Source organism: Klebsiella huaxiensis, from assembly GCF_003261575.2.
In the GTDB taxonomy this organism is placed as follows: Bacteria; Pseudomonadota; Gammaproteobacteria; order Enterobacterales; family Enterobacteriaceae; genus Klebsiella; species Klebsiella huaxiensis.
Window position 1 is genome coordinate 3310521 of record NZ_CP036175.1, and the last position, 26107, is coordinate 3336627.

Genomic DNA, 26107 nt, shown 5'->3' on the forward strand with positions numbered 1-26107 from the left:
ATTACGCCCGTCGTTACAGGCGCTCCAGCGCCATCTTCGGGGAATCTATCCGGCCTACAGTTTCACCCGCATCAGATCGCTAAAACGGGTGGTGTAGGCCGGAGATAGCATGTTTCGTTTCATCTCCCAAGCACGCTCTATTCCCTGCGCGGCAAACCAGAGACGCCCTTTTCCTCGTTGGTTAACGTGATCGAGTACCGTCATGAGCTGTTCGCTATTGGCTCGCGGCCGATAGTCATCAAACAAGCTCAACTGAGCCACCCCCTGGCTAAAGAAGTCGCCCAGCATTACGCCACACTTTTGAAACCGATACCCCTCCCGCCAGATGGTATCCAGACACTTTATCGCCGCAGCGACGATATCCCGGCTATCCTGCGTTGGGATCTGGATTTTGGTTCCGGCATCTTTACCGTAATAGACTTCATTACCTGCAAACGGGCTGGTTTTAATAAAGGCGGAAACATAGCGGCAATATTGATGATCTGCACGGAGTTTCTCGGCGGCGCGAACCGCATGGCTGCATATTGCTTCACGCATCGGTTCATATTCGCTCACCTTTTGGCTAAACGAACGCGAGCAGATGATTTGCTGCCTCGTCGGCATAAACTCTTCTGGTTCAAGACAAGGCTCGCCGCACAACTCTCGCACTGTGCGCTCCAGCACGACGCTGAAATGTTTTCTGATAAGCGACGCGGGCGTTTCAGCAAGCTGAAGCGCCGTTTTAATCCCCATATCATTGAGCTTTCTCGCTATTCGTCGACCAACGCCCCAGATCTCGCTGACCTCAACCTGAGCCAGCAGTTTTCGCTGCCTGACCAATAAAGAGAGATCAACCACGCCTCCGGTTTGCGGCCATCTTTTCGCTGCATAATTAGCCAGCTTAGCCAATGTTTTAGTCGGCCCAATTCCCACACCTACCGTCAAACCAGTGCACTGGAGTAATGTCGTTCGCACGTGGCGACCAAATGCCTCGAGTTCCCCAGGACGATTAAGCCCGGAGAGATTCACAAATGCTTCATCAATGGAATATTGGTGAACTGATGGGGCCAGCTCTTCAAGAAGGGTCATCACACGGTGCGACATATCGCCATACAGTGCGTAGTTACTGCTAAATACCGCGATCTGGTAACGCTCAAACTGAGATTTCACTTTGAAATACGGCGCGCCCATGGGGATCTCAAGCCGTTTAGCTTCGCTATTTCGGGCAATCACGCAGCCATCATTATTGCTTAATACCACCACCGGACGCCCGCGCAAATCGGGGCGAAAGGCCATTTCACAGCTGGCATAAAATGAATTCACATCTACCAGAGCAAACATTAGCGAAACCGATTAATGCTGAACGTGACGACGCCAAAAATCTCCAGCTCTTCACCACCATCGTGTAGTTCAATCGGAGGAAAATCAGGGTTCATTGGCATCAATTGCATCACGGGATGCGTGCAGAGGCGTTTGACCGTGTATTCACCGGCTAACGAGGCAATGATGATATCGCCATGCGTTGCTTTCAGACTGCGATCCACCACCAGCAGCGAACCCTCATAAATACCGGCATCAACCATCGACATACCTGTTGCCATTACAAAATAGGTCGCAGCAGGATGACTGACACAAAGCTCGTTGAGATCAATCCCCTTCTCAATATAATCCTGCGCCGGACTGGGAAACCCACACGGAACAAGATCGCTAAACAACGGAATCGAGATGACCTGACGCAATTCAACCGGCTTGTAGAACATCATGATAAACTCACCTGCATATACTGTATTTATATACAGTATCAGCGCTTCAATGACGTTAATCAAGCCACATGCAGGGCATTAACGTGAACACATTGAAGTTGTGGAGAATTTAGCATCCGTACGCTAATCATATCGTCGATATTGTGTAGGAGCCCCTATACGTATTCCCGATGGTTTTGTATTGCTCTCTGGAAATTTCGGTCAATTGGGAGGAGGATAGAATCCGCCAATCGGCTCTTTGCTCACAAATTGTGGCGATCCATCCGACATACTGAACGGGAGATTCTTATGTATTACACGTTAGGAGACACCACTCTCCACTTTTATCGCTATCAGTGCCGCTTCTACGTCGCTCATTGGGACGGTGGCCATGTGATAACAGAGAAGTTCAAGCCGTTCATTGCCTCGATCACGGAGAAGACGGGCATTGATGCAAAGAACGTTGAGGCAGTCGCACGAGACTACTTCACTAACGTTGATTAAGTGCCTATCCCATTAGGGCTATTTTACTTGCCATTTTGAACCTGGGCAGTGCTCGAAATCCTCACGTACTACGTGTACGCTCCGGTTTCTGTGCGCTGTCCGTGTTCAAACTGCCTGCGCCAATAACGCCTACTGGGATAGGCTCTAAGATTGCACTGGTTACCATCGCTATCGGGTCTCCTGAAGCGATGGTGATCGTGTTACGTAAGGCCGAAAAACTTATCTCGCAGAAATAAAACGCCAGTGTCGCATGATTGTAAAACTTAGGCCGTAAGATGAAGCCCGGACGCCACCAGCGCTAAAACGAGGTGAAGAGATGGGAATAGTTAAGGCCAGTGATTTGGAACAGGCAAAGCAGCTTCTGCAATCCAGTGAAACCATTAAAATCGAACTGGATTTTGAACTCGACTCTGATGAGTTTTTTAATTTCGCCATTGAGCACTGCACCAATGGAGCAAAACTCACGCGCGTTGACGATCGCTTCGTGATTTCACGCAAAAAAAAGTAACCCAATAGCCATATCCGCTCATTCACAACATCACAGAAGCTTTTGTTTCTGGCTTCTGTGATAGTGAAGATGCCGTCTAATAAATTAGTATTAGAATATTGACGTATCGCGCATTTTCATCAGCCATGGAGGAATAATGTAGCTTAGGTATCTCACCGAGGATTAAATTGTGAAAAAGTTATTAATATGTTGCCTGTTCGGCGAAACGGCAGGAATTATTGCCAGAAAAATGCAAAAAACAGCCGATACTCAGGGTTTAGATCTTTTAATCAGTGCCGTTGGTGTTGAGAATTTCTTTAGGGAAGGTGCGAACAAGTTCCTGATATGAGATCATCATATTCATCCGGAGCGCATCCCAGAGGGACATCATGAGCCATCAACTCACCTTCGCCGATAGTGAATTCAGCACTAAGCGCCGTCAGACCCGAAAAGAGATTTTCCTCTCCCGCATGGAGCAGATTCTGCCATGGCAGAATATGACCGCTGTCATCGAGCCGTTTTATCCCAAGGCGGGCAATGGCCGACGGCCCTATCCGCTGGAGACCATGCTGCGTATTCACTGCATGCAGCATTGGTACAACCTGAGCGACGGTGCCATGGAAGATGCCCTGTACGAAATCGCCTCCATGCGCCTGTTTGCCCGATTATCCCTGGATAGCGCCCTGCCGGATCGCACCACCATCATGAATTTCCGCCACCTGCTCGAGCAGCATCAACTGGCCCGTCAATTGTTCAAGACCATCAATCGCTGGCTGGCCGAAGCAGGCGTCATGATGACCCAAGGCACTTTGGTGGATGCCACCATCATTGAGGCACCCAGCTCTACCAAGAACAATGAGCAGCAACGCGATCCGGAGATGCATCAGACCAAGAAAGGCAATCAGTGGCACTTTGGCATGAAGGCCCACATTGGTGTCGATGCCAAGAGTGGCCTGACCCACAGCCTGGTCACCACCGCGGCCAACGAGCATGACCTCAATCAGCTGGGTAATCTGCTTCATGGAGAGGAGCAATTTGTCTCAGCCGATGCCGGCTACCAAGGAGCGCCACAGCGCGAGGAGCTGGCCGAGGTGGATGTGGACTGGCTGATCGCCGAGCGTCCCGGCAGGGTAAAAACCTTGAAGCAGCATCCGCGCAAGAACAAAACGGCCATCAACATCGAATACATGAAAGCCAGCATCCGTGCCAGGGTGGAGCACCCGTTTCGCATCATCAAGCGGCAGTTCGGCTTCGTGAAAGCCAGATACAAGGGGCTGCTGAAAAACGATAACCAACTGGCGATGTTATTCACCCTGGCCAACCTGTTTCGGGTGGACCAAATGATACGTCAGTGGGAGAGATCTCAGTAAAAACCGGAAATAACGCCAGAAATGGTGGAAAAAATAGCCTAAATAGGCTGATTCGATGTGTTTGCGGGAAAAAAATCGGCCCAGATCCGCGAAATTTTAATCAGCGAGTCAGCTTGGGAAGAAATGACCTGCTTATTCGCACCTTCCCTAGTCTGTCCACGAAAACACGAAAAAAGAAAACAGCGGAGATAAGTCCCCCCGTTACCGATTCAACCGTTACCTTACAAAATAGTTGGGATACGATTTCTGGCTGGTATTTTTTTATTCCCCAGCCAATTAGCCAACAACAAGCACCCGCATTTATCCGCGCTGCACGTAAGGGGTTTCCTCCACTGTCAGGTTCCGCTGCCGTATCGCATAATATCGTGTGGCTTGCCAGTATCAACATCACGACGGACCTGCCCTGCATCTGCTCACAAAAAGTGGGCCAATTCGATACTGTCACCAACGATCCGCTGTTCTATTGGTCAGGTTTATCGCTGACTATACAGAGCGGGATACCGATGACCTTGGTTGACGAAAACGGCTATCCCGCGCTGCAATTGTACACATCAGACCCCAACGATCTCGACCTGATTGGCCTGCAGTACTACCAGATACCGCAAACACTTGGCTATCGCAGCGAGGGCTGGTTGGTCAACCTCTGGCTGGATGGTTTAGCGTCCGGTAGCTTTAATTTTTCCGTAGGTTTAAACATCCCGCAGTTGTTGGATAATTTTGGCGGCTATTTTCACTACGTGCCCGGTACATTGCTACAGCAAACACTGGCCTATCCGCTCTACGATCCAACCCCGTTCCAACCCGGTAGCTACTGCGCATTTGAGATCTGGCTTAATCCACTGTTACCACGCCAAACCAGCACCACGCGCTTTCAAATCGACACTACGGGGCGGATCGGCAAAATTAGCTGGCAAAATCAGGCCGCCCTACTGCGTTCAGAAGATTTCTACACTAATGACGGCATGACGTTGCAGCTACAACCTGTCGATCCATGGGCTTCAGGCTCTCCAGCACCGGACACCGTTGGTGCAGGATTTGCTTTCTCCTGGCGACCCGATGTCTCATCACCACCGTCATCCGGGGAACTTTATCTCTCTCCGATCGGCGATTACCGGGTCACCCAAGCCCAATCACCAATAGTCGCCAGCACGTTGCAGGTGATGCCGGGGCTGTTTACCCGTGAATATTTTCGCATTAACAGTGGCGATACTTTGCGCTTTATCGCCGATCAACCCGCATGGGCAGGCGCGTTTTCGCTACAGCTGGCATCCGATACCGCCGCCCTGGATGCCAGGGATATTCTCGACACCGCCTATACGACCTCATGGGCACAGTGGCAGTCGCTGGCCGTCGAGGGGCACTATTATGGTCAGCCCGCCTCATCGCCTTTTTTCGGCGATATTAACGATACCGCATTTCCAATCGCCATTGATGTCTTACTGGAAACGTTCACTACCAGCGCACTATTTCCCTGGGTACCCTATGGCGGTCTCGACCGCAGCGCAGCGCACAGCCCGGCGATAAGCTCAGCAGATTTCACCCGCTTTGAGGCGATGGTCATCGGTGCTGTGCGTCACGCGATGCTAACTGAGCAATCCCGCGGGCCGATTTTTATGCCACAAAACGCTACCGAAGCCGATCCGAGGTTACGTAGCGCCACCAATCCACAGGGCTTGCTGTTTGATATTGATGAACAGGGGGGTTGGCGCAGCCTGACGCTGGCTATGGAGGAGGCGCACACCAGCACCAGTCCGCCGGAGCCTCTGAGTTTCCTGCGTTTATCATCGAAGGATGCACCGCCGCACGTGCCAACGCACCTGGCACTAACCCTGACGCAAAATCAGCTCTTTTACGTCGTCACGGTACCGGGTGATGACTGGTTTTTTGACAGTACTGCCTGGCTCAGTGGTTTTCAGTTCAACATGGCGTTTAGTGCGAAAGATACGCAACAAACTATTATGGTGTTCAAATTCAACACCACAGCCACCCTGGCAGAGTTGTGTCAACAGCCCGCCCTGTGGACCGCCGCGCAGCGCTACAACACCGACCCTGCCAGCATTTCACAATCGCTACAAAAAGCCATTAGATTTGCCCATGATCAGGCCCATGCGCCGGATAACCCGTTTGAAAATTTCAACCGTATCGTCAATGACCGCACATGGACCGGGGTGCTATTTTTCAATGCGGCTATCAATGGCAACGGCATGCCGCCCGACCTACAAATGCTACTTGGCGGCATCAACGGCGGCCTGCGAGCCCATCATATTGGCATTCAGAGTAATCTGCTCGGCCATCACGCATCTCCCACCCAACTGGATATCAAAAAATCATCGTTGTTTGGCGTGATTTTTTACGATGAAACCAGCACACCTGCCAGCCCTGCCGTCCAGCAAGGGCCCGTAGACTATGAGGTGGAAACGTTGATTGTGGTGTTCAGCCACTCTGCTGTAACGCAATTTAATACCACCGTGGGACTGACGTTGAACCAGCTGTTCAGCCGCGACGTCGCATTGCGCCCTCGCGCTTCGCCCGCACCGGGAATCAACCCCAATACGCTAAGCATTAAGGGCAAATATCAGACCACCAGTGATGGCGTCGGGCGAGTGATATTTACCAGTGATGACGGGTTTATCTACGACATCGTTGCGCCCAGTAAGGACGCGACCCAGGTCGTGAGCCATGCCCGGTTTGATAATGCATCACTGGTGCCGGTCAGTAGTACTCCGGATGGCAGTCCGGACCATGACATACGCGTAAAAGCACAGTTCGTGCTGGGCGGGCAACTGTGGTTTAACGCCATGCCTTTTCCCACCAGCGGCGGGCTGGACCTCTTTTCCTACGGAGAGGCGGATGCCGGGATGCCCTTTAGTGGCCTGACAACCCACATTGAATTCACGCTCGGTGCGGATGGTAACTGCATTCCAGACAGTAAAAAAGTAACGCTGGATATGAGCACCCTCAGCGCGCGACCATCAAATGAGGCGATCCGCGCTGACAGCCTGCTTTACAGTATCCCGCTCAAATTTTCACGTTTCCTGAGCGCCGCCGACAACAAGCCGCTTAACGCCAGCACGCTGGGGGCGACGACCGTCAATATCCTGCAACTGGAAGGATACTTGCCCGCAGCGGGATCCTTGCCGCCGCCCTCCTCGCCGCCGCAGCCGGCCGCCGCGCTTCCTGTTTCCTACGCCACCAGCTCCGCACGCTATGGCCTGGAATATGACATGCAGCTCGGTTCACTTGGCGCATTGGGGGCCAGCGCACGGTTGAATGCCAAAGTGATCCTCGGTTGGGGACCGTCGTCAACGGTACCTGATAACGACGCTGCGGCACTGTTTGTCCAGCTCCCGCAGCTCTCGGCAGGCGCAGGCGGCTTTGAACTGGAAGGGATCCTTAAGACCACTTTCGGCGCAGCCAACTTGTTGAAGGTGGATCTCGATGACGGCAAGCAAACGGTGTACGCCTTTCTGTTCAATAACATTCAGCTCAGCGTCTTCGGCTACCGCTTCCCGCCAGGCGTACTGATTGATTTCCTGGTGTTCGCCGGTGCCGTGACCTCGGGGCAAAAGGTAGCGACCAACACCAATAACCTGGCCTGGTTTCTCAGCGTACAGCCACAGAAAAACAGCCCCTGAGCGGGAGGAAGGAGACAACGATGAAGTTAACAACCCACATCGTCAACGATGTCATGTGCTGGTTAAACCAGAAATACGGCCTCGCATTGCCGGTATCACCGCTGGCGGGCTGGGGTCATTCGGTGGTCGCACTGTGGCAAAAAGCCGTCAATAAATTGCCCGATGACGCGCCGTTACCGCAAAGCATTGATGTCGAGGGCGACTGGCAGCCGCTTGCAGGCAGCCGTTTTACCGTGACGCAGATTCGGATTGTCATTCGCCAGTCCGATACAACCAGCAGTACCCCTTCAATTACAAGAGGAACGCAAGATGACTAGATTGGCGGTGGCGGGCTCTCCTCCCGCAAATCCGATTACGGTGGCAATCAGCAGCTCCTTTCTTATTAACGGGCAGTCGGTCGCGATCAGTAGCCAGGATATCGACAACGTTAAAAAAGGGATTAACTTCCAGCTCGCGCAGCCAGTGACGCTGGGCAGTATCAATAACTTTCTCGACTGGTTGAAAGACACATTTGGTGTACCGCTCACCTCGGCGCAGCTGGGTGACATGATCAACAAACTCCCGGATTCACCGCTGGTAATCAAAAACATCAAAGATGCCCTGAACGGCATTCTGGCTGCTGCCATCACGATTACCGTGTTGTCGGTCAATACCGCCAGCGGAGAATACCGCTTTGGCGTCACCATGACGCCACTGACGCCAATCAACATCCTGAATGTCCTGAGTCTGGAAACCATCGGCGTGGAGATCGGTTCGGTAGAACCCGTTTCGGGCAGCCCATCCAGCCCCTAGTCGGCGGTTTTTGTCGTTCTGAGTTGCAGGGAATTTAATCCTCACATCTACTAATCGATAGGCTGAACATGACTGATATCATTCTGAAAATTACCGGTAGCGCATTTAAGGTGCCCATGGATGTGGCGCTGCGGGTGGCTGGCGGGCCGATTTCATTTTCGCTTAGCACCTCAGAGCCTATCTCTCTGCGTGATATCTGGGATCTCTTCAGTGAACAGCTTAGCATGGTGATCGGAACCGGCTTGCCTGATATCCCGCCGGGCCCGTGGCAAAAGATTATGAATGTGGGGATTATTCCCTCGCTGTGGATAACGCCGGATGGCAACACCGGCAATACCAGCTCATTTTTACAGCTCACCCTGGCCGAAGAGCTACGGTTGGGCACCCACTACAATGCCGGACCGTTCGACATCACCATTGAACCGGACATTACTATTCTCGGCCTGATGATCGGCTATGACGGAGCAGGCGACGGCCTGACGGTAAAAGCACGCATCAAGACCACCGCCAGCAGCAATAACGCGCTGCACGTAACGGGCAGCCCGGCACCAGAAAAAAGCAAAGAGCAGTTGGTAAATTTTCCATTCCCGCTGCCCGCACAGAACTCGCTCTCCACCTTCCAGTTGAACTATCTCGGTATCGGTCAGCGCATTGGCCCCTCGGTTCAGCTTCCTGCCAGCGGCAACCCGATGGAAATCATTTTTAATCAACTGGAAACCCAACTGGTTGGCAGCGACCCGGAGACCATTCTTACGGAACTGGCGAAATCGTTTTATCAACCGGATCGCGACTGGTTTATCGCCGCAGATATGCGCCTGCGTGAGTTGCGCCTGCGAGTGCTGTTTAACGATCCGGCGATGTACGGACTGGAAGTCAGCATCCCCATGACCAGCCCGCCATCGTTTTTCAGCGGCCTGCTGTTTGAAATCCTCTACCAGAAACTGGGGCCGAATCTGGGCGTTTACTACGGCGCGCTAAGCCTGCCGTATGGTATGCGACGTATCCCGCTAGAGGGATTTATTCTAATCCTGCCCGGTTTTTCCGCCTGGATTTACACCAACGGCGACTTTCGCATTAATGTCGGTTGGCCGGTCACACCGAATAATGCTATTGGCATTTCATTCGATATTCTCACTGGCTGGGCTGGCTTCTATTTTGCCAAATTACGCAGCGGTGATAACCCCGGCGCGCTGCCGAGCGTCAATTACAACCCGATCCTTGAATTTGGTATCGGCGTGATGGTTACCGCCGGGATCAGCATTAATGCCGGTCCGTTAAGCGCCAGCCTTGAGGTCAACCTCTCGGCCAGCTTCCAGGGGCTGCTGGCGTGGAATGCCAGCGGCAGCTCGATTGCCAATAAACCCGACCATTACTGGTTTGCCGGTAGCGCGTCGATTTCAGTCGTGTTACAGGGCTGCGTCGATTTGGCGATTATCAAAGCCTCGGTGCTGGTGAGCTTCAGCGTCAGCGCCGGGGTCGCTTTTGAGTGCGGTTATCAGACGGTGATCCCGATCGCCGCCTCGGTGAGCGTCAGCGTGTCGCTGAAAGTTGTCTTCTTTACTATCCATCTTTCGTTCCATACCACCGTCCGTCACACGTTCCATATTGGCAGTGGTCAGCCCGCCTCGCTCAATGGCCCGCTGGCGCCGGGCCTCAGCCCGCTATCGACCAACCAGCAGGACTGGCAGACATTATTCATACGCGCCAAATCGCTGGCCGCGCTACAACGTTCACAGTTGAACGATGCGCTGCGTCCGTTGCACGATGTGCGCGAACCGCCGCGTTTTCGTGCTGCCCCGCCCCCTTATCTGCGCTGGCAGGCCAATGGTCAGGCGCAGACGGAACTGGAAGTGGTTTTTGTTCTGCAACCTACGGTGGTATGGGGGACGCAGCAGCCACCAGCCATCAATCTGATTGCCACGCTGGTGATGGATTGTCCATCGCCAGGTCAGTCGCCGCAGGCTTCCCCCGCTGCCGCCAGCGGTTACGAAGAGTTGATCATTAACCTGGTGAAGTGGTTGTTGACCTTCGCTCCGGCCAACGATAGCGATCGGCCGCTTTCGGTGACGCTGCAACAACTGGCCGATATGCTCGGCAGCGGCGGTGCGCAGCCCGGCCCGACGTTTGGCGGCAGAGAAGGGTTTGTTAATAAGCTGAACGCCTTTTTTGCCTCCCGCCTGCGCTTTACCCTTCGCGGGTTAGCTGCCGGAGATGCGCCCTTTGATACGGCAGCGATGCTGCCGATGTTCGACGTACTTCGCCTGCAAGCTGACGGTGAGGTCATCGATTTTTCCCGCTTCAACCTGACGCCCGCCAACTACACCGACGCGGTAAAAATCTATTTTGATAACGTCGGGTTGATAGGACCATCCGTCCCGGACGGTAACCAAACCCGTCGCATGCAGGCATCTGACACTCCGCCTGATGGCCCAAGTATGGCCAGCTACCTGTTCGGTGATTATTTCCTGATGATTGCCCGCTACACGCTTTCGACGTTAATTGACGATGCCCGGCAATATGAGAAACAGCAGGAGACTTCGTTACGACGCTGGGCCAAACGTGCCACGGCGGCAGGTTTGGATGCGCAAAATCCGCTGACCGCGCAGGATATGCAGGATCTCTCCTGGCTCACCGCCAACCCGACACAAGAGCTGAGCGAGCTGCTGGACAAGCTGGCGTACTGGAGCATCGCCGGGTTCGGCTCGCGCTATTTGATGTCCGGACTGCAACTACCCGATCCATCGCAGGTTCCGCCAGTGGTCACACCAGATAACATCACCAGTCTACCGACGGCTTCGCTCTATACCCTTTCCGGGCAGCAGTATGCTGTTAGCGGTAGCCCGCAGGACGCACTGGCCACTCTCAGTTTCACTCCCGGCCAGGAAGTCGACTGGTTGAGTCTGGGCGACGGCAGCCCGCAGAACGTCACGACACAGTTCACGCTGCCGACGATGCTGCCGGATAACCCCGACCCGCTCTGGGTCTTTGACACGACGCCCGCGTCACCAGACCCGCTCACACCTGGTACACTGCAGATCCAGCCGTTGCCCGGTGCCATCGCTGCGCCGCTCGGTTACCAACTGAAAAACAGCCTGGCCTGGCAAAGCCCGGAAGCACTGCGCACGCTGTTTATTTTCCCACAGCCGCTGCTTAATCGCCTGCTGGCGCTGGCGGGCGGCACGCTACGCCTGGTGCCTGAAGCCAGCAGCTATGATGAGGATACGAACGATGCGCCGATAGACGCGTTTACGTCGCTGCAAATTCGCCTCTCACTGACGCAGGTCGTCACCGCGCGCACCAGTACGTCGACCTCTCCCACCTCACCAAACCCGGTGCCGACGCCGCCGGTCTACCAGTTGAACGGCACCGATGAATCCACTCGCGAGCTTATCTATCTGGCGCTGAAAAACGCCGATTTTTCCCACGCATCGTTGCGCCTGCTCTACCTGCCGCCGGGCAAATCCGAGTGGGTATCAGAGACGCTTTCACCGGATGTACTGCTGGCAAAAATGAACCTGTCGACCTTAAACCAGGTAGCGCAGGTCAGCCAGATGCATAACATGATGCGGGCTACGCTTCCCATCGACAGCGATACTGCGCGCTTAAGCGATGTGCAGAGTTTCCTGCAGCTAATCTGGGAACTGAGCGTGGTACGCGCGCCGGGTTATTACCTCTACTACCAGACTGCTGACGGTCAGGGCTTACCGAATGAACTGTTCGCCGACACCGCGGCCTCAAACCATTCACCCGACGACCCGAATCAACAAACTGTCGATGGTACTTCTGCCGGTACAGCTGACTTTATGATCATCGTTGATTTCGACGCACAGCCCGCAGACACCCTGACGCTGGCGGCATATCACAACAGCCTATGGATAACGGCACAACGTGATCTCGCCGCTTTAAATTGCCGGGTATATGACAGCACCGGAACGCCGCTGTATGTCTGGCAATCAACACTTGCACCAGGAAATATCGGCTTCACTGCCAGCTGGACACCGGATGTCGATACCTCACCGGCGGCGGCAATCCCGGTGCATCATTTATACCATCTGATGCAATACCGCATCACCGACGCAGATCCGCAGTGGCGCGGTTCAGTGTGGAGCCTGCCGGTTGGTCCGACCGAAAACGGCGAGGTCACCTCGCCTACCGCCACCTGGCAGCTTCAACAGCAGGTGCCGTTGCTACCGTTCAGCACCCTGGGTACAAACCCGTACGCACTTATCGGCCAGTCGGTGAATCTGGCTTTTCGCTTATGCGATATTTATGGCAACCCGCTGAGCACCGGGCACAGCGATAGTTTTACCCCGCTCTATAGCGATCCGTTAATCTCGCTGGGGGAGTGGCCGGGGTTGCAGAGCACCTTTTTCTTTATGCCGGATAGCTCACAGAGCGCCAGACTACAAGTCAGGCTGGCCTTTAACCCGGATATCGTCGATAACGCGGTGTCGCCAGGCAATGAAACACGTGAACAGTGGCGCAGGATGGGCGACAAATATCGACGCATTTACCAACAACTAACAGATACCGGTACCCAATACGCCCTCACCTGTAGCCTGCTGCAGGAGGCGATCCCTGGCGATCTGAAAAAACCGTTGCTGACCGCAGCACAACAGATTCTGACTTACATTGATGCACAGACGGCGGGCAGCCCGGCGTATCACTCACCCGACGGCGAAATGCAGTGGCCGCTGGCTTTCGTCATCCCATTTACCCTGTTAGCACAGCAAGTGCACGATATCGTCGCGATCGGCGTCAGTGCTCGCGCCTGGCGCGATCCAATCCGCGTCGACGATGACGTCGCGAAGAAGCTGCCGCAGGTCGTTGAGGTTAACTACCCGCTACTGGCGCAGCTCTCACCCACCCTCAGTCCATTGCCACAGACCGTCAGCCCGCACAACGATGATGGCAACATCACCCCCTTTGCCCGCTGCTTCGAACAAGCGTTCTGCAATATCGACGGTCAGGGGGGGACGTTGAAACTAGCGCAGCGCGCCGGGACGCAAATCAGCGATAGCAGCGACACCGCCCAGGATCTGTGGTCTGTACGCTTCGCCAAAAACCTCGGTTTCGCCGTGCAATTTGCCAACGATCCGCTCTATTTTGCGCTGCGCCCGCTGAATATCATGCCGCGTAACGGCGTCGTTGACGGCATCCAGTACAACAACGTTGATATGGACGCTTGGGCGAAAAGCTTCTTCAACGCCTTCGATACGGTCATGTCGCCGAAGATGGGGGTAGCGATCGCCAAACTTGATGCCGCACGTTATAACCAACTGATGCAGTGCAAGCAGCAACTGGCCAAAGCGATTCCCACAGGATTGGTGCCAGTGCTGCAAAAAGATGTCGACAGCGGCGCAGGCGATATTAACGCCGCACAACAGCGCTTACAGCAGGCGTTACTGGAAAGCCTGTCGAGTGCATATACGATCTCGACGCTTGTTCAACTTCCGGCAACGGTTGATGTCAACGGGATCGCCGACGACACCAGCCCGCAGAAAGCGCCGCAGTTATATGGCATTTTGCAACAACCCTCTCTGGGTTCTCCGCTACCGGCTGGTAACAGCAGCAATCTGTATCAGTTTACGCCAGTGACGCTGGATCTGGCCTCTGGCACTCAGTGGGCCACCAGCCTGCTGACGGTGACGAAACCGGGCAATCAATCCTGCATCACACTGCCACTGGAGTACCAGGTCAGTTATCTGCAGCACGATTTTGTCGTGGATGAAGCACAGCAAGGCTATGTCCCCAGCGCGTGGCTGAAATTCGTCCTACCGGACACCGCGACGCTGACCATGCCAATCACCGCCCGCACCTCACCGGAAAGCATGGTTGCGATCCCTATTCCGCTTTCGGTTGAACCGCCGTTGCCAAAATTGATTTCACAACAGGGCCTGGGCGTGACGATGAATTCCCCCGCCACCAGCCCCGGTTCACTGGCTGATGAAATCGCCCAAGCACTGCAGTGGTGCTACCAGGTTCAGCTCTCGCTGGACCTGCAGGATCAGGACAGTTTTTATTTTGACGTCGAGCGTAACGTGCTGAGCAATCAGCCACAGCTGCTCAACAATCACCAGCAAATCGCCCTGCTGCTGGATGCGCTGTTTGCCGCATTGGCACGTTTTACCGAGGCCTGGCCATCTCTGGCACCGACTATGGATAGTCTGTTGCAGCAGGCGTATGGCACAGATGCAACAGATGCAGATGCCGTGCTGGAGAAGTTCTGTGCACTGACCTCCGGGATTGCTGCAAGCTGGCCGGAAAACTGGAATCCGCCGATGTCGCTGATGAGCAATGTCAGTGAAATCGATCATTTCTGCCTCAGTTTCAGCGGCAAAATGCTGCAACTGCGTGGCCGTACCAACAACGGCGGGCAGAACCCGTCCATCTGGCCCATGCTGCAACTCGCGGGCAATATTCAGTGGACTCCGGACCGCAGCATAGCCATTCAGCAGGGTGGTTGGTGGCAAATCGACTGCCCGCTGAAACAGAGTCCCGATTTCTCCACCACCGTGCTGCGCTGGGAACCGTTGGCTATTCTGGTCTATCAGAGTGCGCAGTTCTCCTCCTGGACGGTCCGTAATGACGAGCTAGTGAGCGGCGAGCAGACCAATCCGTTGTTTATCTACCAGACCGATACCCAGCGCTTCCCGGATGCCATGATTCCGTTGATTGAACGGGACAGCCTGCCAGAGGTTCACGTCGGCGCGATTAGCCTCAATGTACTACAGCAGATTATGCAGCAGATCCTGACGCCGCTGACTAAAGTCGGCAGCCTGGGTATTAATCCAGTGATTAATCTACAAGTGAATTATGCCTGGTCGCTGCTGCCCGGCTCAAATCTACTGGTGGAATCCCCGGTGCTGATGCTCAACGCTCTGGAAATGGATAATGCCTCACCGCAAACCCTCGCTGAACAGGTGGCGGAGGAGATCTGGCAGTGGTACCAGCACGCGGAGTTCAAAGCGACGACCCAGTCGCGGATGACCTTCGCCTTGACTCTGTTCGGCTCCGTCGATGGCCAACAGTTGCCGCTGGTGCAGATCAATAACATCCCCGTAATTTTTGACTGATGAACAAGGAGCTGCGATGGAAAATGCCCGGCCGCTATTTCACCCGCCCGCCATACCGGCACATTTTGCGGACTATTATCAGCGGCATGCCGGTGAAAGCATGCTGGTGTGCGGTTGCGGAAACTCTCTCAACCAATTGCACGACGCAGAGCACTACCTGACGATTGGTGTGAATGATATCGGCCGCAAATTTCATCCAGACTATCTGGTGGTACTCAATTCCCGCCACCAGTTCACCGCCGAGCGCTTTGCTCACATCGAACAGTCGCAAGCCCAGGCGGTGTTCAGCCACCTGTCACTGGATATACCCAACCCAGCCGTAGTGAGGTTTGCGCTGGGACAGTATGGTGGCGTGGATACCAACGATTTCCACTCGCTGCCCTACACCCGTAACTCCACCTACGTCGCGGCGTGCCTGGCCATGTTCATGGGTGCCAAGCGCATTGGTTTTATCGGCATGGATTTTACCGACCACCACTTCTTTGCTCAGACCGGACGCCACTCGCTCAGTCACGAGTTGCCGCGTATCTGCCAGGAGTATGCCCGCCTGGTCGAGGCCGCCGCCCGTCATGGCATAGAGATGGTCAATCTCAGTAAACACAGTGCCGTGCATACTCTCCCGTATCAGCCGCAGTCCGTCTTCGCCCGCCAGGCGAAAACAGCTAAATCCCTGAATATCGTCTCTTATGCCACCACGCCAGTCGTTGGGGTGCCAAAACTTCTGAGTGAGTGCATTGAGCACTGTACCCCCCACCGCTGCCGCACCGTGTGGGCCACGCATCAATACGGCAACGGCGTGCAATTTGAACGCGAAGTGGAGTGGGAAAGGCAACCGGATATCGCCAACGCACTGCTGGAGGCAGCCGATCTATTGATCGTACATAATGGTTTTACCGCACCGCAGCATAAGGCACTGCTGGCAAACAAGCCGGTGATCACCCTCGCCCATAACTACATCAGCAATGTCGATCAGCAGTTTGTCGCGCGCGGTATGCCGGGGTTGGTGGTGGCACAGTATCAGGCTGCATTGCTCGAGTTCGCTCAATGGCGTGCGGTACCTAACCCTGTGCCGCTATGGAACCCACTATTTGCGGATGCCGAAAAAGAAGCGACGATCACCATTGCCTACACGCCAAGCGTGAAACACGATGAATACCCGGTTGATCACCGTCTGTACTGGCACGGTAAGGGTTATCGGCGCACGATGGCGATCCTCGCACGCCTGGCGCAGCGTTATCCACTGCGCCTTCTGACGCTGGATGCCGGTCAGGTAGATTTTACGCAATCGATGATGATGAAACGGCGTGCGCATATCGTCATTGATGAGTGCGTCACCGGCAGCTACCATCGCAACAGTCTGGAAGGTCTGGCAGCTGGCGCGGTGGTGGTTAATGGTCTGGGGCTTAAACCCGATATTGCAGCCGTTTTACAGCAGTGCGTCCCTGATGCCGGGTCACCTTTTGTCTGCGCCAGCCTTGATACCCTGGAAAGCGTCCTGAGCGAATTGATCGAACTGGGCCCACAGCGTCTACGCGAGCGCGGCGCGCAAAGCCACGCCTGGTTGCAACAACATTGGGATTTTGCCGGGCAGTGGCCGCTGTTCTGGTTACCGGCGATACAGACGCTATTTGGTAATACGCGGCCGATCCTGCCACCGCTGACGCGCCCCCAAAGCAATACGCCCATCGCCCCCCGTCTGGCGGCGCCCGATGCGCTTGATGACGGGGTGAGCGTGATCGTTCCCTTCGCCGGACAGACGCGACTGGCGGCATTGCAATGTACGCTGGAAGGGCTTAAGCAACAGCTCGACGTGCGCCGCGTGCTAGTGGTTGAACTGGATAAATACCCCCATGCACAAGATATCGCGACAACGCTTGCCGACGACTATCTGTTTGCCTGTACATCGTCACCATTCAGCAAAGCGCGGGCGTTGAATATTGCCTTACCCTTTGTGCGCACCCGCTACCTGCTGTGGCTGGATAGCGACCTGTTGCTGCCGCCGGATTTTATCCGTCAGGCGTGGCAAGAGTGCGAGACGCGGCGTCTCGATAGCCTGATCCCCTGGAGTACGGTCTATTTTCTCGGCGAAGAAGAGAGTCTGCAAGTGCAGACGGGGCTGCGGCGACCGGAAGCCTGTTCGCCGGTCTTTCAGCAACCTCGCGGTGCGCAGGGTGCCGCCGTACTGGCTCGAACCGATTTTGTACTACGCCACGGCGGCATGGATGAAGCGTTTATTGGCTGGGATGGCGAGGATAATGCATGGTTCCACAAGGCCAGCGTGCTGGGTACTATCGCTCTCACTCACGACACGCAGCGCCCTCTGTACCACCTCTATCACCCGCTCAGTTCGGGTTACTGTCGCCAGCAGGAGCATATCGCCGCCAATCCACATTACTCACATAATGTTCAGCGGTTGCAGAGCCTGCGCAATATACGTCACGGTGTCACATTCAGCCAGCACTACCCACCGCCCGCGAAGCACACCGCCCCCTGGGACAGAACGGTGATCGTGGTCTGTCCACCCGCATACACAGCACTGGCGCAACGACTACAGGCGATTTATGGCGAGGCACTGCACATGGTGACTCAGCCAGAACCGCAGTCCATCGACCTTGGGTTACCGCCACAGCCCAGCGCTTCGCCAGACACGCTTGTCGCGCATGTAATCAAAACTATTTGTACGTTTCATGCCCGCAATGCCGCCAGCACAGCGTCTGGCGATATCCACGAAGCCTCTATCTCAGGAACGATATGATGAATACTCGACAAATTATGCCTGCCAGCCTGGCGGCACTGCTGTTTGCTTATATCAGTTGCAGCTATGCCGATGACTTCTCCCAGGCTGAAACCAAAATTAACAGCATCAAGCCTAATATTCCTTACACTTCCTTTTGCGCTGCAATGCCCAAAGGCGAGGACAAAATGGCCTGCCAGATTGCGAGCATTCCAACGGTTGCTCTGCTGGTTTGCCAGAAAACCGACTATGGCGAAGAAAAAAGCTGCGCCACGCTCATTAAAGAGGAGGTCAACAACCTGGTGAAGGTGAAAAAAGCAGGGCTGACGACGGTCGATTTTCGCACCACGCTCATGACGCCACTTCAATGCGCCGACGAGAAAGCAAAAACCTGCACGGGTTATCTGGCTGGCTGGGTAAGCAAGGGAACGTTCGTCAACCTTGATGACGCCATCGAGGCGGGCACCATTGCGCAGATTGCCGAGGATATAAAGGGCTACAGCACCTCAGCAAAAGCGCTGGCTGCCACCCGCACGGATCTACAGAAAATCGCTCGTTTTATGACACCTGGTGCGGGGAAATACAGCCGAATTTGCGATCTACAGGGGTTTTATCTGCGCGGCGGCGGTTTTTTGATTAACGACGTGCCGCAACTGTACATCAATACCACCCCCGCCCCGGCGTGCTGGGACGGCATGCCGGACTGGCAAAAAGCGCTGGATGGTATTAATCAACTGGTAACATTACTGAACGAGAAATGATCCTCCCACTGTTAGTTCGCCCGGGAGGAGAAACTGGCGCTGCAAAACGCGCCAGTTTCAGCTTTAGCAGCGGTTACCTCAGGTTAACAGGCAACCGGTACTGATTAGTGCTTCTCGATATACATCGTGCGGCTGTATGCCACGTCTTCCGGATTGGTTATCGGATATCCTTTCAGCCACGGTTTAATCAGACGCCCGTTGGTGTATTGATAAATCGGCGCGATAGGCGCTTTCGCCATAATGATTTTTTCCGCTGCGTTGTAATCATCGTTGCGCGCTTTTTCTGAGTTTTCCAACGCTGCCTGGGTCAGGATCTTGTCATAGGCCGGATCGTTAAAGCGCGAAATATTGCCGCTATGGGTTGAGGTCAGTAGCGACAAGAATGTCGATGGTTCATTGTAATCCCCTACCCACGAGGCGCGGATCACATCGAAATTGCCGGTATTTCGACTGTCGATATAGGTCTTCCACTCCTGATTTTGCAGCTTCACGTCAACGCCAAGATTTTTCTTCCACATCGACGCCACCGCAATAGCGATTTTCTGATGATTTTCCGAGGTGTTATACAGCAGAGTCAGCTTCAGCGGGCGGTTTGGGCCGTAGCCCGCCGCCTGCAGCAGCGCTTTCGCCTGAGCATTCAGCTCGGCCTGACTCATGCTCTCAATTTGCACCGGCTGCGGAGTGAAGCCTGCGGTGACATCCGGGGTAAAGCGCCAGGCCGGTTTCTCGCCGGTTCCCAGAATTTTCTCTGCCATCAGACGACGGTCAATCGTCATGCTCAGCGCCAGGCGCACACGCTCATCGGCAGTTGGCCCTTTTTGCGTGTTAAACGCATAGTAATAAGTGCCAAGCTGCGGCGGGGTATAGACCTGTCCCGGAATGTCCTTCAACAGCTTTTGATACAGGTTTTTCGGGAATGACTCGGTGATATCAATATCGCCCGCCAGATAGCGCTTGGTCGCCGCCGACTCCTGGTTGATCGGCACAAACGTAACCTGCTGAATAACCGTTTTGGCGTTATCCCAATAGTGCGTATTGGGAACCACCACCAGCTTTTCATTCACCACGCGATCTTTTAAAACATACGCGCCGTTACCGACCAGATTACCCGGGCGCGTCCAGTTATCACCGCTTTCCACATTGGCTTTCTGCACAGGATAAAAGGCGAAACTGGCCGTCAGATTGCTGAACCACGGCAGCGGTTTATCCAGTTGCACGCGCAGGGTCCGCGCATCCACCGCGGTGACGCCGAGGCTATCCGGCGCGGCTTTACCATCAATAATATTTTGCGCGTTGCTGATGCCCGCCAGTGCGGCAAACCAGGCGAACGGCGAAGTCGTTTTTGGGTCCACCAGCCGCCGCCAGCTATAGACAAAATCCTCTGCCGTCACCGGCGTGCCGTCGGACCAGCGGGCGTTGTCACGCAGGGTGAAGGTCCAGACGCGGTTATCATTGCTCTGCCAGCGAGTCGCCACGCCAGGAATCAGGTTGCCTTTCGCGTCCTGATTGACTAAACCTTCAAAGAGATCGCGGATCACCTGAATTTCGGGCAGGCCAACGGCTTTAGCGGGATCTAATGTGGCAGGCTCATCTTTAATGTGCCGCACCAGCACCTGTTTTTCGGCTAATACGGTGCCAGGCGGGACATCAGCCGCCCAGGAAAGAGAGGAAACGCTGGCTAACCACAGCGCGCCGCATGTCAATGTGACAGGATACTTCATAAGATCCCCTTTAAAATAAAAAAACCAGAGCTGGCAGTGCGATAATTATTTGTTTCATCACCTGAAATTGCAAACAGCTTGTGGTAGAAAATTGACATATATGCTGATTTCTCGATCGCAGGAAACTGTTTGATTCCGGGACGGTTTTACACAACACTGCTCAAAATAACCTGATAACAGGATACCCTATGCCCGTTTCTCGTCCTCGCCCTCAACGCGGCGCTTTTCCGCCGGGAACCCAGCGCTACGGCCAGTCTCATCTCGGCGCACCGCTGCTGTGGTTCCCTGCACCGCTGGCCGATAGCCGCAGCGGTTTAATTCTTGCCGGCACCCACGGCGATGAAAACTCATCAATCGTCACCCTCTCCTGCGCGTTACGCACGCTCAAACCGGAGCTGCGCCGTCATCACGTGGTGCTGGCGGTGAATCCCGACGGCTGTCAGCTAGGATTACGCGCCAACGCACGTGGTATCGACCTGAACCGAAATTTTCCGGCGGCGAACTGGAAGGAAGGCGAAACGGTTTACCGCTGGAACAGCGCGGCAGAGCAGCGTGATGTGGTTCTGCTCACTGGCGAAAAACCCGGTTCAGAGCCAGAAACCCAGGCGCTGTGCGAACTGATCCACCAGACCCATCCCGCCTGGGTCGTTTCATTTCACGATCCGCTGGCCTGCATTGAAGATCCCGGCCACAGCGAGCTGGGACGCTGGCTCGCCGATGCCTTTACTTTGCCGCTGGTGGGCAGCGTCGGCTATGAAACGCCCGGCTCCTTTGGCAGCTGGTGCGCCGATATCGGCCTGCCGTGCATTACCGCCGAATTTCCGCCGATATCCGCCGACGAGGCCACGGATAAATACCTGTCGGCAATGATTAACCTGCTGCACTGGCACCCTCAAAGATGAAGTACGCCGGTGCTGAAATGCAGCGCCGGCTCAACATCGACCGCCAGCCAGGTTGGGCCATCAAGATCGGCAAAACGGGCCATCGGCACCAGCGGCAACGCGGCGCTAATGGCTCGCGAGGTACACAACATACAGCCCAGCATCCGTGCAAATCCCTGTCGCTCCGCCTCCTCCGCCAACAGCAACGCTTCGGTCAGGCCGCCGGTCTTATCGAGTTTAATATTGACCATTTCGTAGCGACCACGTAACGCCGCGAGGCTGTCGCGGGTATGGCAGCTTTCATCAGCACAAACAGGCAACGGATGAATAAAATTCTCCAGCGCCGCATCGTCCCCCGCCGGTAGCGGCTGCTCCAGCATCGCCACGCCGATATCCGCCAAAAGCTGACAACGCTCAGCCAGACCATCGCTACGCCATGCCTCGTTAGCATCAACAATTAACGTCGCCTGCGGCACCGCTTCGCGAATTGCTATCAGCCGTTCGCTAATCAGATGATCATCAAGCTTCACTTTCAGCAACGTGGCCCCTTTCTCCCACAGCGCCGCCGCGCTGGCTGCCATCTGCTCAGGCGTACCAATGACCACCGTTTGCGCGGTGACCACCCGGTTAGGCAGCATGACGCCTGACTGCTGAGCAATACTCTTCCCCGCACTGCGCGCTTGCCAATCCCAGAGCGCACAATCGACGGCATTACGCGCGGCTCCCGGGGGGAGCAGGTTTTGGATCTGTTCACGCGAGATGCCGCGTTCAATCTGTTCGCCAATCGTCATAATCTGCGCCATCACCGAGGCAATGCTCTCGCCGTAGCGGGGGTAAGGCGTGCATTCACCCACGCCTCTCACGCCATTTTCTTCGATCTCCACCACCACCACTTTGGCCTCGCTGCGGCTGCCGCGGGCGATCACAAAAGGAGTATGTAACGGCCAGGCTTCTTCATAGACTCGCAGATTTCGCATTCCCTGAACCTCGCAGGTAAGTATTAAAAGGATTTGCCGTGCTGATGACTGATGTCATACACTAGCCGTGACGTTAACTATATGTAAACAGGAAGATAACCATGTCACAAACCGTGCATTTCCAGGGCAACCCCGTTTCTGTTCAAGGCGCCATTCCGCAGGCAGGCGCTAAAGCGCAGCCGTTTACGCTGGTCGCCAAAGATCTCTCTGACGTCGCGCTAAGCCAGTTCGCAGGCTCCCGTAAAGTGCTGAACATTTTCCCGAGCATCGATACCGGCGTTTGCGCGGCATCGGTACGTAAATTTAACCAACTGGCGTCTGAACTGGACAACACCGTGGTGCTGTGCATTTCCGCCGACCTGCCGTTCGCCCAGTCTCGCTTCTGCGGCGCTGAAGGCCTGAACAACGTTGTCACGCTGTCCACCCTGCGCGGCGCGCAGTTCCTGACCGACTATGGTGTGGCCATCTCCGCAGGCCCGCTGGCCGGTCTGGCGGCACGCGCTGTAGTCGTCATTGATGAAAACGACCAGGTTGTTTACAGCCAACTGGTGAATGAAATCACCGAAGAGCCGGACTACGACGCCGCTCTGGCCGCGCTGAAAGCGTAATCTCGCCGCTAAGCTACGTAAGCCCTCGGTTATCGGGGGCTTTTTTTATTCCCGCTCAGCATAACGAGAGATAAAACGCGCAATCGCCGGACCGGTCAGCAAGATGGTGAACAGACGCAGCGTCTGCATCGCCATAATAAAAGACATATCCGCCCGCGTACCTGCAGCAATAATCGCCACCGTATCCAGCCCGCCGGGACTGGTTGCCAGGTAAGCAGTCATAAAATCCAGCGGCAGAACCTGCGTTAACCCAAAAGCCATCAGCGCACACAACAGAATCAAGCCAATAATCGACGCCAGGATCTGCGGTAAGGTTTTCAGCGCCAGCAAGAAAATCTGTTTATTAAACTTTAGACCAACACTCCAGCCAATGGCGGCATAGGCCAACGCCAACAGCCATTCAGGGAGTTCGAGTACTAACCAGCCCTCTCCCTGCACCAGCGCGCCGAGCAACATCGGACAGAGCATCGCCCCCGACGGAAATCGCAACCGCAGACCCAACCACCCTGCCGCCGCGGTCAATAATAGCGTGAGCGGAAGCTGCCAGCTTATCGAAGGGAACCAGATAACCTGTTGAGTCATCCCCTGGGCATCGCCACCAAGGGCGACGCGAACGACCAGCGCCGCGGCTCCGGCGACGAACAGCACCCGCAGGTACTGCATTAACGCCACCAGCCGAACATCGGCACCGTAATCCTGAGCCATAACCACCATAGCCGACGCGCCGCCCGGCGAACTTCCCCACGCACCGGTGGCACCAGGTAACGCGCTATAACGCACCAGCAACCATCCCGCCAGCGCGCTAATGGCGAGCGTGGAAAAAAGAATCAGCAGCACCAGTGCCCAGTTTGCCAACAGAACGCCGAAGATCGAGGGCGTGAGGCTGCGGGCAATCATGCAGCCAATAATCGCCTGGGCAGCAATAAAAAACGGGCGGGGTACGCGAATTTCTGCGCCGCGAAGGCTAAGAGTAATCCCGGCAATCATCGGCCCCAGCAGCAGCGCTGCGGGGAGATGAAACCAGAACAGAACAAAGGAGAGCGCACCGGAGAGCGCCAGCAATTTCATCCACTGAAAGAAGTGACTACGCGAAATCCACATGCGTATTCCTGAGAGAAAAAGAGTAAAAGCGGAGTATATACAAGATCATATTCGGGAATGAATCCTCCCGTAGCAAAAACAAAAACCGGCTGCACAGGCAGCCGGTGGTAAAGATTACTCGTCGCCTTTTTTCTGGCTTAAACCATATTCGCGTAGCTTATTCGCTATCGCGGTATGCGAGACGCCAAGGCGTTTAGCCAGTTTACGCGTGCTGGGGAAGTTGCGATAAAGCTGGGTGAGCACAGAGCGCTCAAAGCGGCGAGTGATGTCATCCAGCGAACCTTCCATCGCTTCTTCGCCCACAGGCAAGGAGGCCACATCGTGATCCGGTAACAGGATATCCTGCGGACGCAGTTCAAACCCATCCAACTGCGTCAGCGCGCGATAAACCGCGTTCTTGAGCTGGCGCACGTTGCCCGGCCAGCTATAACGCGTCAATACGCTATTCAAATCCGCAGAGAGTTTAGGACGCGGGATCCCCTGCTCATCGGCAAAGCGCGCCACGAACAGTTCGGTCAACGGCATGATATCCTGCGGGCAGTCGCGCAGCGGCGGCAGATACAGGGTCAGAACGTTGAGACGATAATAGAGATCTTCACGGAAAAGTCCTTTCTGCACCAGCTCCACCAGGTTTTTCTGGGTGGCGCAGATCACGCGTACGTCGACGTGAACCTCATGATCTTCACCAACGCGGCGGAAGGTACCATCGTTGAGGAAACGCAGCAATTTAGTCTGCATTCTCGGCGACATCTCACCGATCTCATCCAGCAGCACCGAGCCGCCGGTCGCCTGCTCGAAGAAGCCTTTTTTACCCTGAATCGCATCGCCAAATAGCTCGCTTTCCACCGCGTCTTCCGGAATAGAGCCGCAGTTCAGCGCCAGATAGGGTTTTCCTGCTCGCGGGCTGGCCAGATGACAGGCTTGAGCCAGCAGATCTTTGCCGGTACCGGTATCGCCAACGATCAGCAGCGGCGCGCTAAGCATTGCCAGCTTGCGGGCCTGCTCCACGACATGGCGCATTTTTGGACCAACGGCGAGGATCTGACTAAAGGCGCTGGTATCCTGAATGGTCATGGTTTGCAGCTGTCGGCCCATGCGGACCGTCGAACGCAGCATTACCACCGCACCGGTGAGCACTCGTTCGCCGTGCTCACCTTCCAGATAGACCGGGGTGATTTCCAGCAGGAAATTCTGTCCGTTAACCACAACATGCTCAGCATGCGATTCCTGCGGGCTATTTTCCAGCCAACGCTGCACGTTAAAATCGGTAATGAGCTGGGCGACCGGATGGCTGCGTAGCTTGTCCTGGCTCTGGGCAAACAGCTGACAGCTGGCCGGGTTAGCCAGTTCAACTTTCCCCCTGGTGTCCAGAGACAGCACCGGTTCCGGCATCGCCACCAGCAGTGCGCTAAGTGCGAGATGTTCACGTTCTGATGGCATCCACGGCACGGTACGCACGTCGGTCACTCCAGCAATACGGCGAATTTCCGCCATCAGGCTGCTGAAGTTGGCAAACTCCAGTTCGGCGAAATTGAGATAAATTCGGCCAATAGGGTCGATATCGATACCGCGCAGATCGATACCCCGCAGCACCAATAAATCGAGTAATTCACGAGTCAGACCAAGACGGTCTTCACAAAAGACTTCAAGACGCATAGGAGTTTTCACCCTAAAAAGGCCAATGACGGATGAATAATAGGACAGTTATTTGCTGGCGTGAAGATAGCTGTCAACAATTA

The 26107-nt window shown here is 55.0% G+C and carries 17 protein-coding genes and 1 pseudogene; 12 read left to right on the forward strand and 6 right to left on the reverse strand.

What is annotated here, in order from left to right; genetic code table 11:
* Positions 1–54: 54 nt before the first annotated feature.
* On the reverse strand, positions 55–1320 hold the full coding sequence (gene umuC / locus DA718_RS15975) for a translesion error-prone DNA polymerase V subunit UmuC (protein ID WP_112217339.1): 1266 nt from the start codon (positions 1318–1320) through the stop codon (positions 55–57).
* Complete coding sequence (umuD, locus tag DA718_RS15980; RefSeq protein WP_112217338.1) at positions 1320–1742, reverse strand: translesion error-prone DNA polymerase V autoproteolytic subunit; 423 nt, start codon at positions 1740–1742, stop codon at positions 1320–1322. The genes umuC and umuD overlap by 1 nt, the downstream gene beginning before the upstream one ends.
* A 288-nt stretch (positions 1743–2030) precedes the next feature.
* Between umuD and DA718_RS15985 the strand changes: the two genes are divergently transcribed.
* The 10 genes and pseudogenes from DA718_RS15985 (at position 2031) to DA718_RS16030 (ending at position 19080) form a co-directional block, all read left to right on the forward strand.
* On the forward strand, positions 2031–2225 hold the full coding sequence (locus DA718_RS15985; protein ID WP_112217337.1) for a hypothetical protein: 195 nt from the start codon (positions 2031–2033) through the stop codon (positions 2223–2225).
* Positions 2226–2541: 316 nt separating this feature from the next.
* Complete coding sequence (locus DA718_RS15990) at positions 2542–2733, forward strand: hypothetical protein (protein WP_110273450.1); 192 nt, start codon at positions 2542–2544, stop codon at positions 2731–2733.
* 169 nt (positions 2734–2902) lie between these two features.
* A pseudogene (locus DA718_RS15995) lies at positions 2903–3031 on the forward strand (PTS sugar transporter subunit IIB); the annotation flags it as partial.
* 70 nt (positions 3032–3101) lie between these two features.
* Complete coding sequence (locus DA718_RS16000) at positions 3102–4082, forward strand: IS5-like element ISKpn26 family transposase (protein WP_016947617.1); 981 nt, start codon at positions 3102–3104, stop codon at positions 4080–4082.
* Positions 4083–4585: 503 nt separating this feature from the next.
* Positions 4586–7717: a hypothetical protein gene (locus DA718_RS16005; RefSeq protein ID WP_130624388.1), complete on the forward strand. Its 3132-nt coding sequence runs from the start codon at positions 4586–4588 to the stop codon at positions 7715–7717.
* 20 nt (positions 7718–7737) lie between these two features.
* The gene (locus DA718_RS16010; protein ID WP_112216511.1) at positions 7738–8034 is read left to right on the forward strand and encodes a hypothetical protein; all 297 of its coding nucleotides are present in this window, start codon (positions 7738–7740) and stop codon (positions 8032–8034) included.
* The gene (locus tag DA718_RS16015) at positions 8027–8509 is read left to right on the forward strand and encodes a hypothetical protein (RefSeq protein WP_112216510.1); all 483 of its coding nucleotides are present in this window, start codon (positions 8027–8029) and stop codon (positions 8507–8509) included. The genes DA718_RS16010 and DA718_RS16015 overlap by 8 nt, the downstream gene beginning before the upstream one ends.
* Before the next feature lie 68 nt (positions 8510–8577).
* Complete coding sequence (locus DA718_RS16020) at positions 8578–15585, forward strand: hypothetical protein (protein WP_112216509.1); 7008 nt, start codon at positions 8578–8580, stop codon at positions 15583–15585.
* A 16-nt stretch (positions 15586–15601) separates the two neighbouring features.
* Complete coding sequence (locus DA718_RS16025) at positions 15602–18340, forward strand: glycosyltransferase (protein ID WP_112216508.1); 2739 nt, start codon at positions 15602–15604, stop codon at positions 18338–18340.
* Complete coding sequence (locus tag DA718_RS16030; protein WP_130624389.1) at positions 18337–19080, forward strand: hypothetical protein; 744 nt, start codon at positions 18337–18339, stop codon at positions 19078–19080. Before DA718_RS16025 ends, DA718_RS16030 begins: the two co-directional genes overlap by 4 nt.
* Positions 19081–19184: 104 nt before the next feature.
* Here the strand turns inward: DA718_RS16030 and DA718_RS16035 are convergent, their stop codons facing one another.
* Positions 19185–20801 carry a peptide ABC transporter substrate-binding protein gene (locus tag DA718_RS16035; protein ID WP_112216506.1) on the reverse strand — a complete coding sequence of 539 codons (1617 nt, stop codon included), beginning with the start codon at positions 20799–20801 and terminating at the stop codon, positions 19185–19187.
* Positions 20802–20989: 188 nt separating this feature from the next.
* On the opposite strand from DA718_RS16035, the gene mpaA reads away from it, so the two are divergent.
* Positions 20990–21703 (forward strand): murein tripeptide amidase MpaA, encoded by a 714-nt coding sequence (mpaA, locus tag DA718_RS16040; RefSeq protein ID WP_110273467.1) that lies wholly within the window; start codon positions 20990–20992, stop codon positions 21701–21703.
* Here the strand turns inward: mpaA and ycjG are convergent.
* Positions 21694–22659: an L-Ala-D/L-Glu epimerase gene (gene ycjG, locus DA718_RS16045; RefSeq protein WP_112216505.1), complete on the reverse strand. Its 966-nt coding sequence runs from the start codon at positions 22657–22659 to the stop codon at positions 21694–21696. The genes mpaA and ycjG overlap by 10 nt on opposite strands.
* A gap of 101 nt (positions 22660–22760) precedes the next feature.
* Between ycjG and tpx the strand changes: the two genes are divergently transcribed.
* Entirely contained in the window at positions 22761–23267 is a 507-nt protein-coding gene (tpx, locus tag DA718_RS16050; RefSeq protein ID WP_112216504.1) for a thiol peroxidase, read from the forward strand.
* Between the two features lie 45 nt (positions 23268–23312).
* Here the strand turns inward: tpx and DA718_RS16055 are convergent, their stop codons facing one another.
* Both DA718_RS16055 and tyrR read right to left on the reverse strand, forming a co-directional pair.
* A complete protein-coding gene (locus DA718_RS16055; RefSeq protein WP_167492779.1) occupies positions 23313–24368 on the reverse strand; it encodes an AbrB family transcriptional regulator in 1056 nt (351 codons plus the stop codon).
* 114 nt (positions 24369–24482) lie between these two features.
* A complete protein-coding gene (gene tyrR / locus DA718_RS16060) occupies positions 24483–26024 on the reverse strand; it encodes a transcriptional regulator TyrR (RefSeq protein WP_112216503.1) in 1542 nt (513 codons plus the stop codon).
* Positions 26025–26107 lie beyond the last annotated feature (83 nt).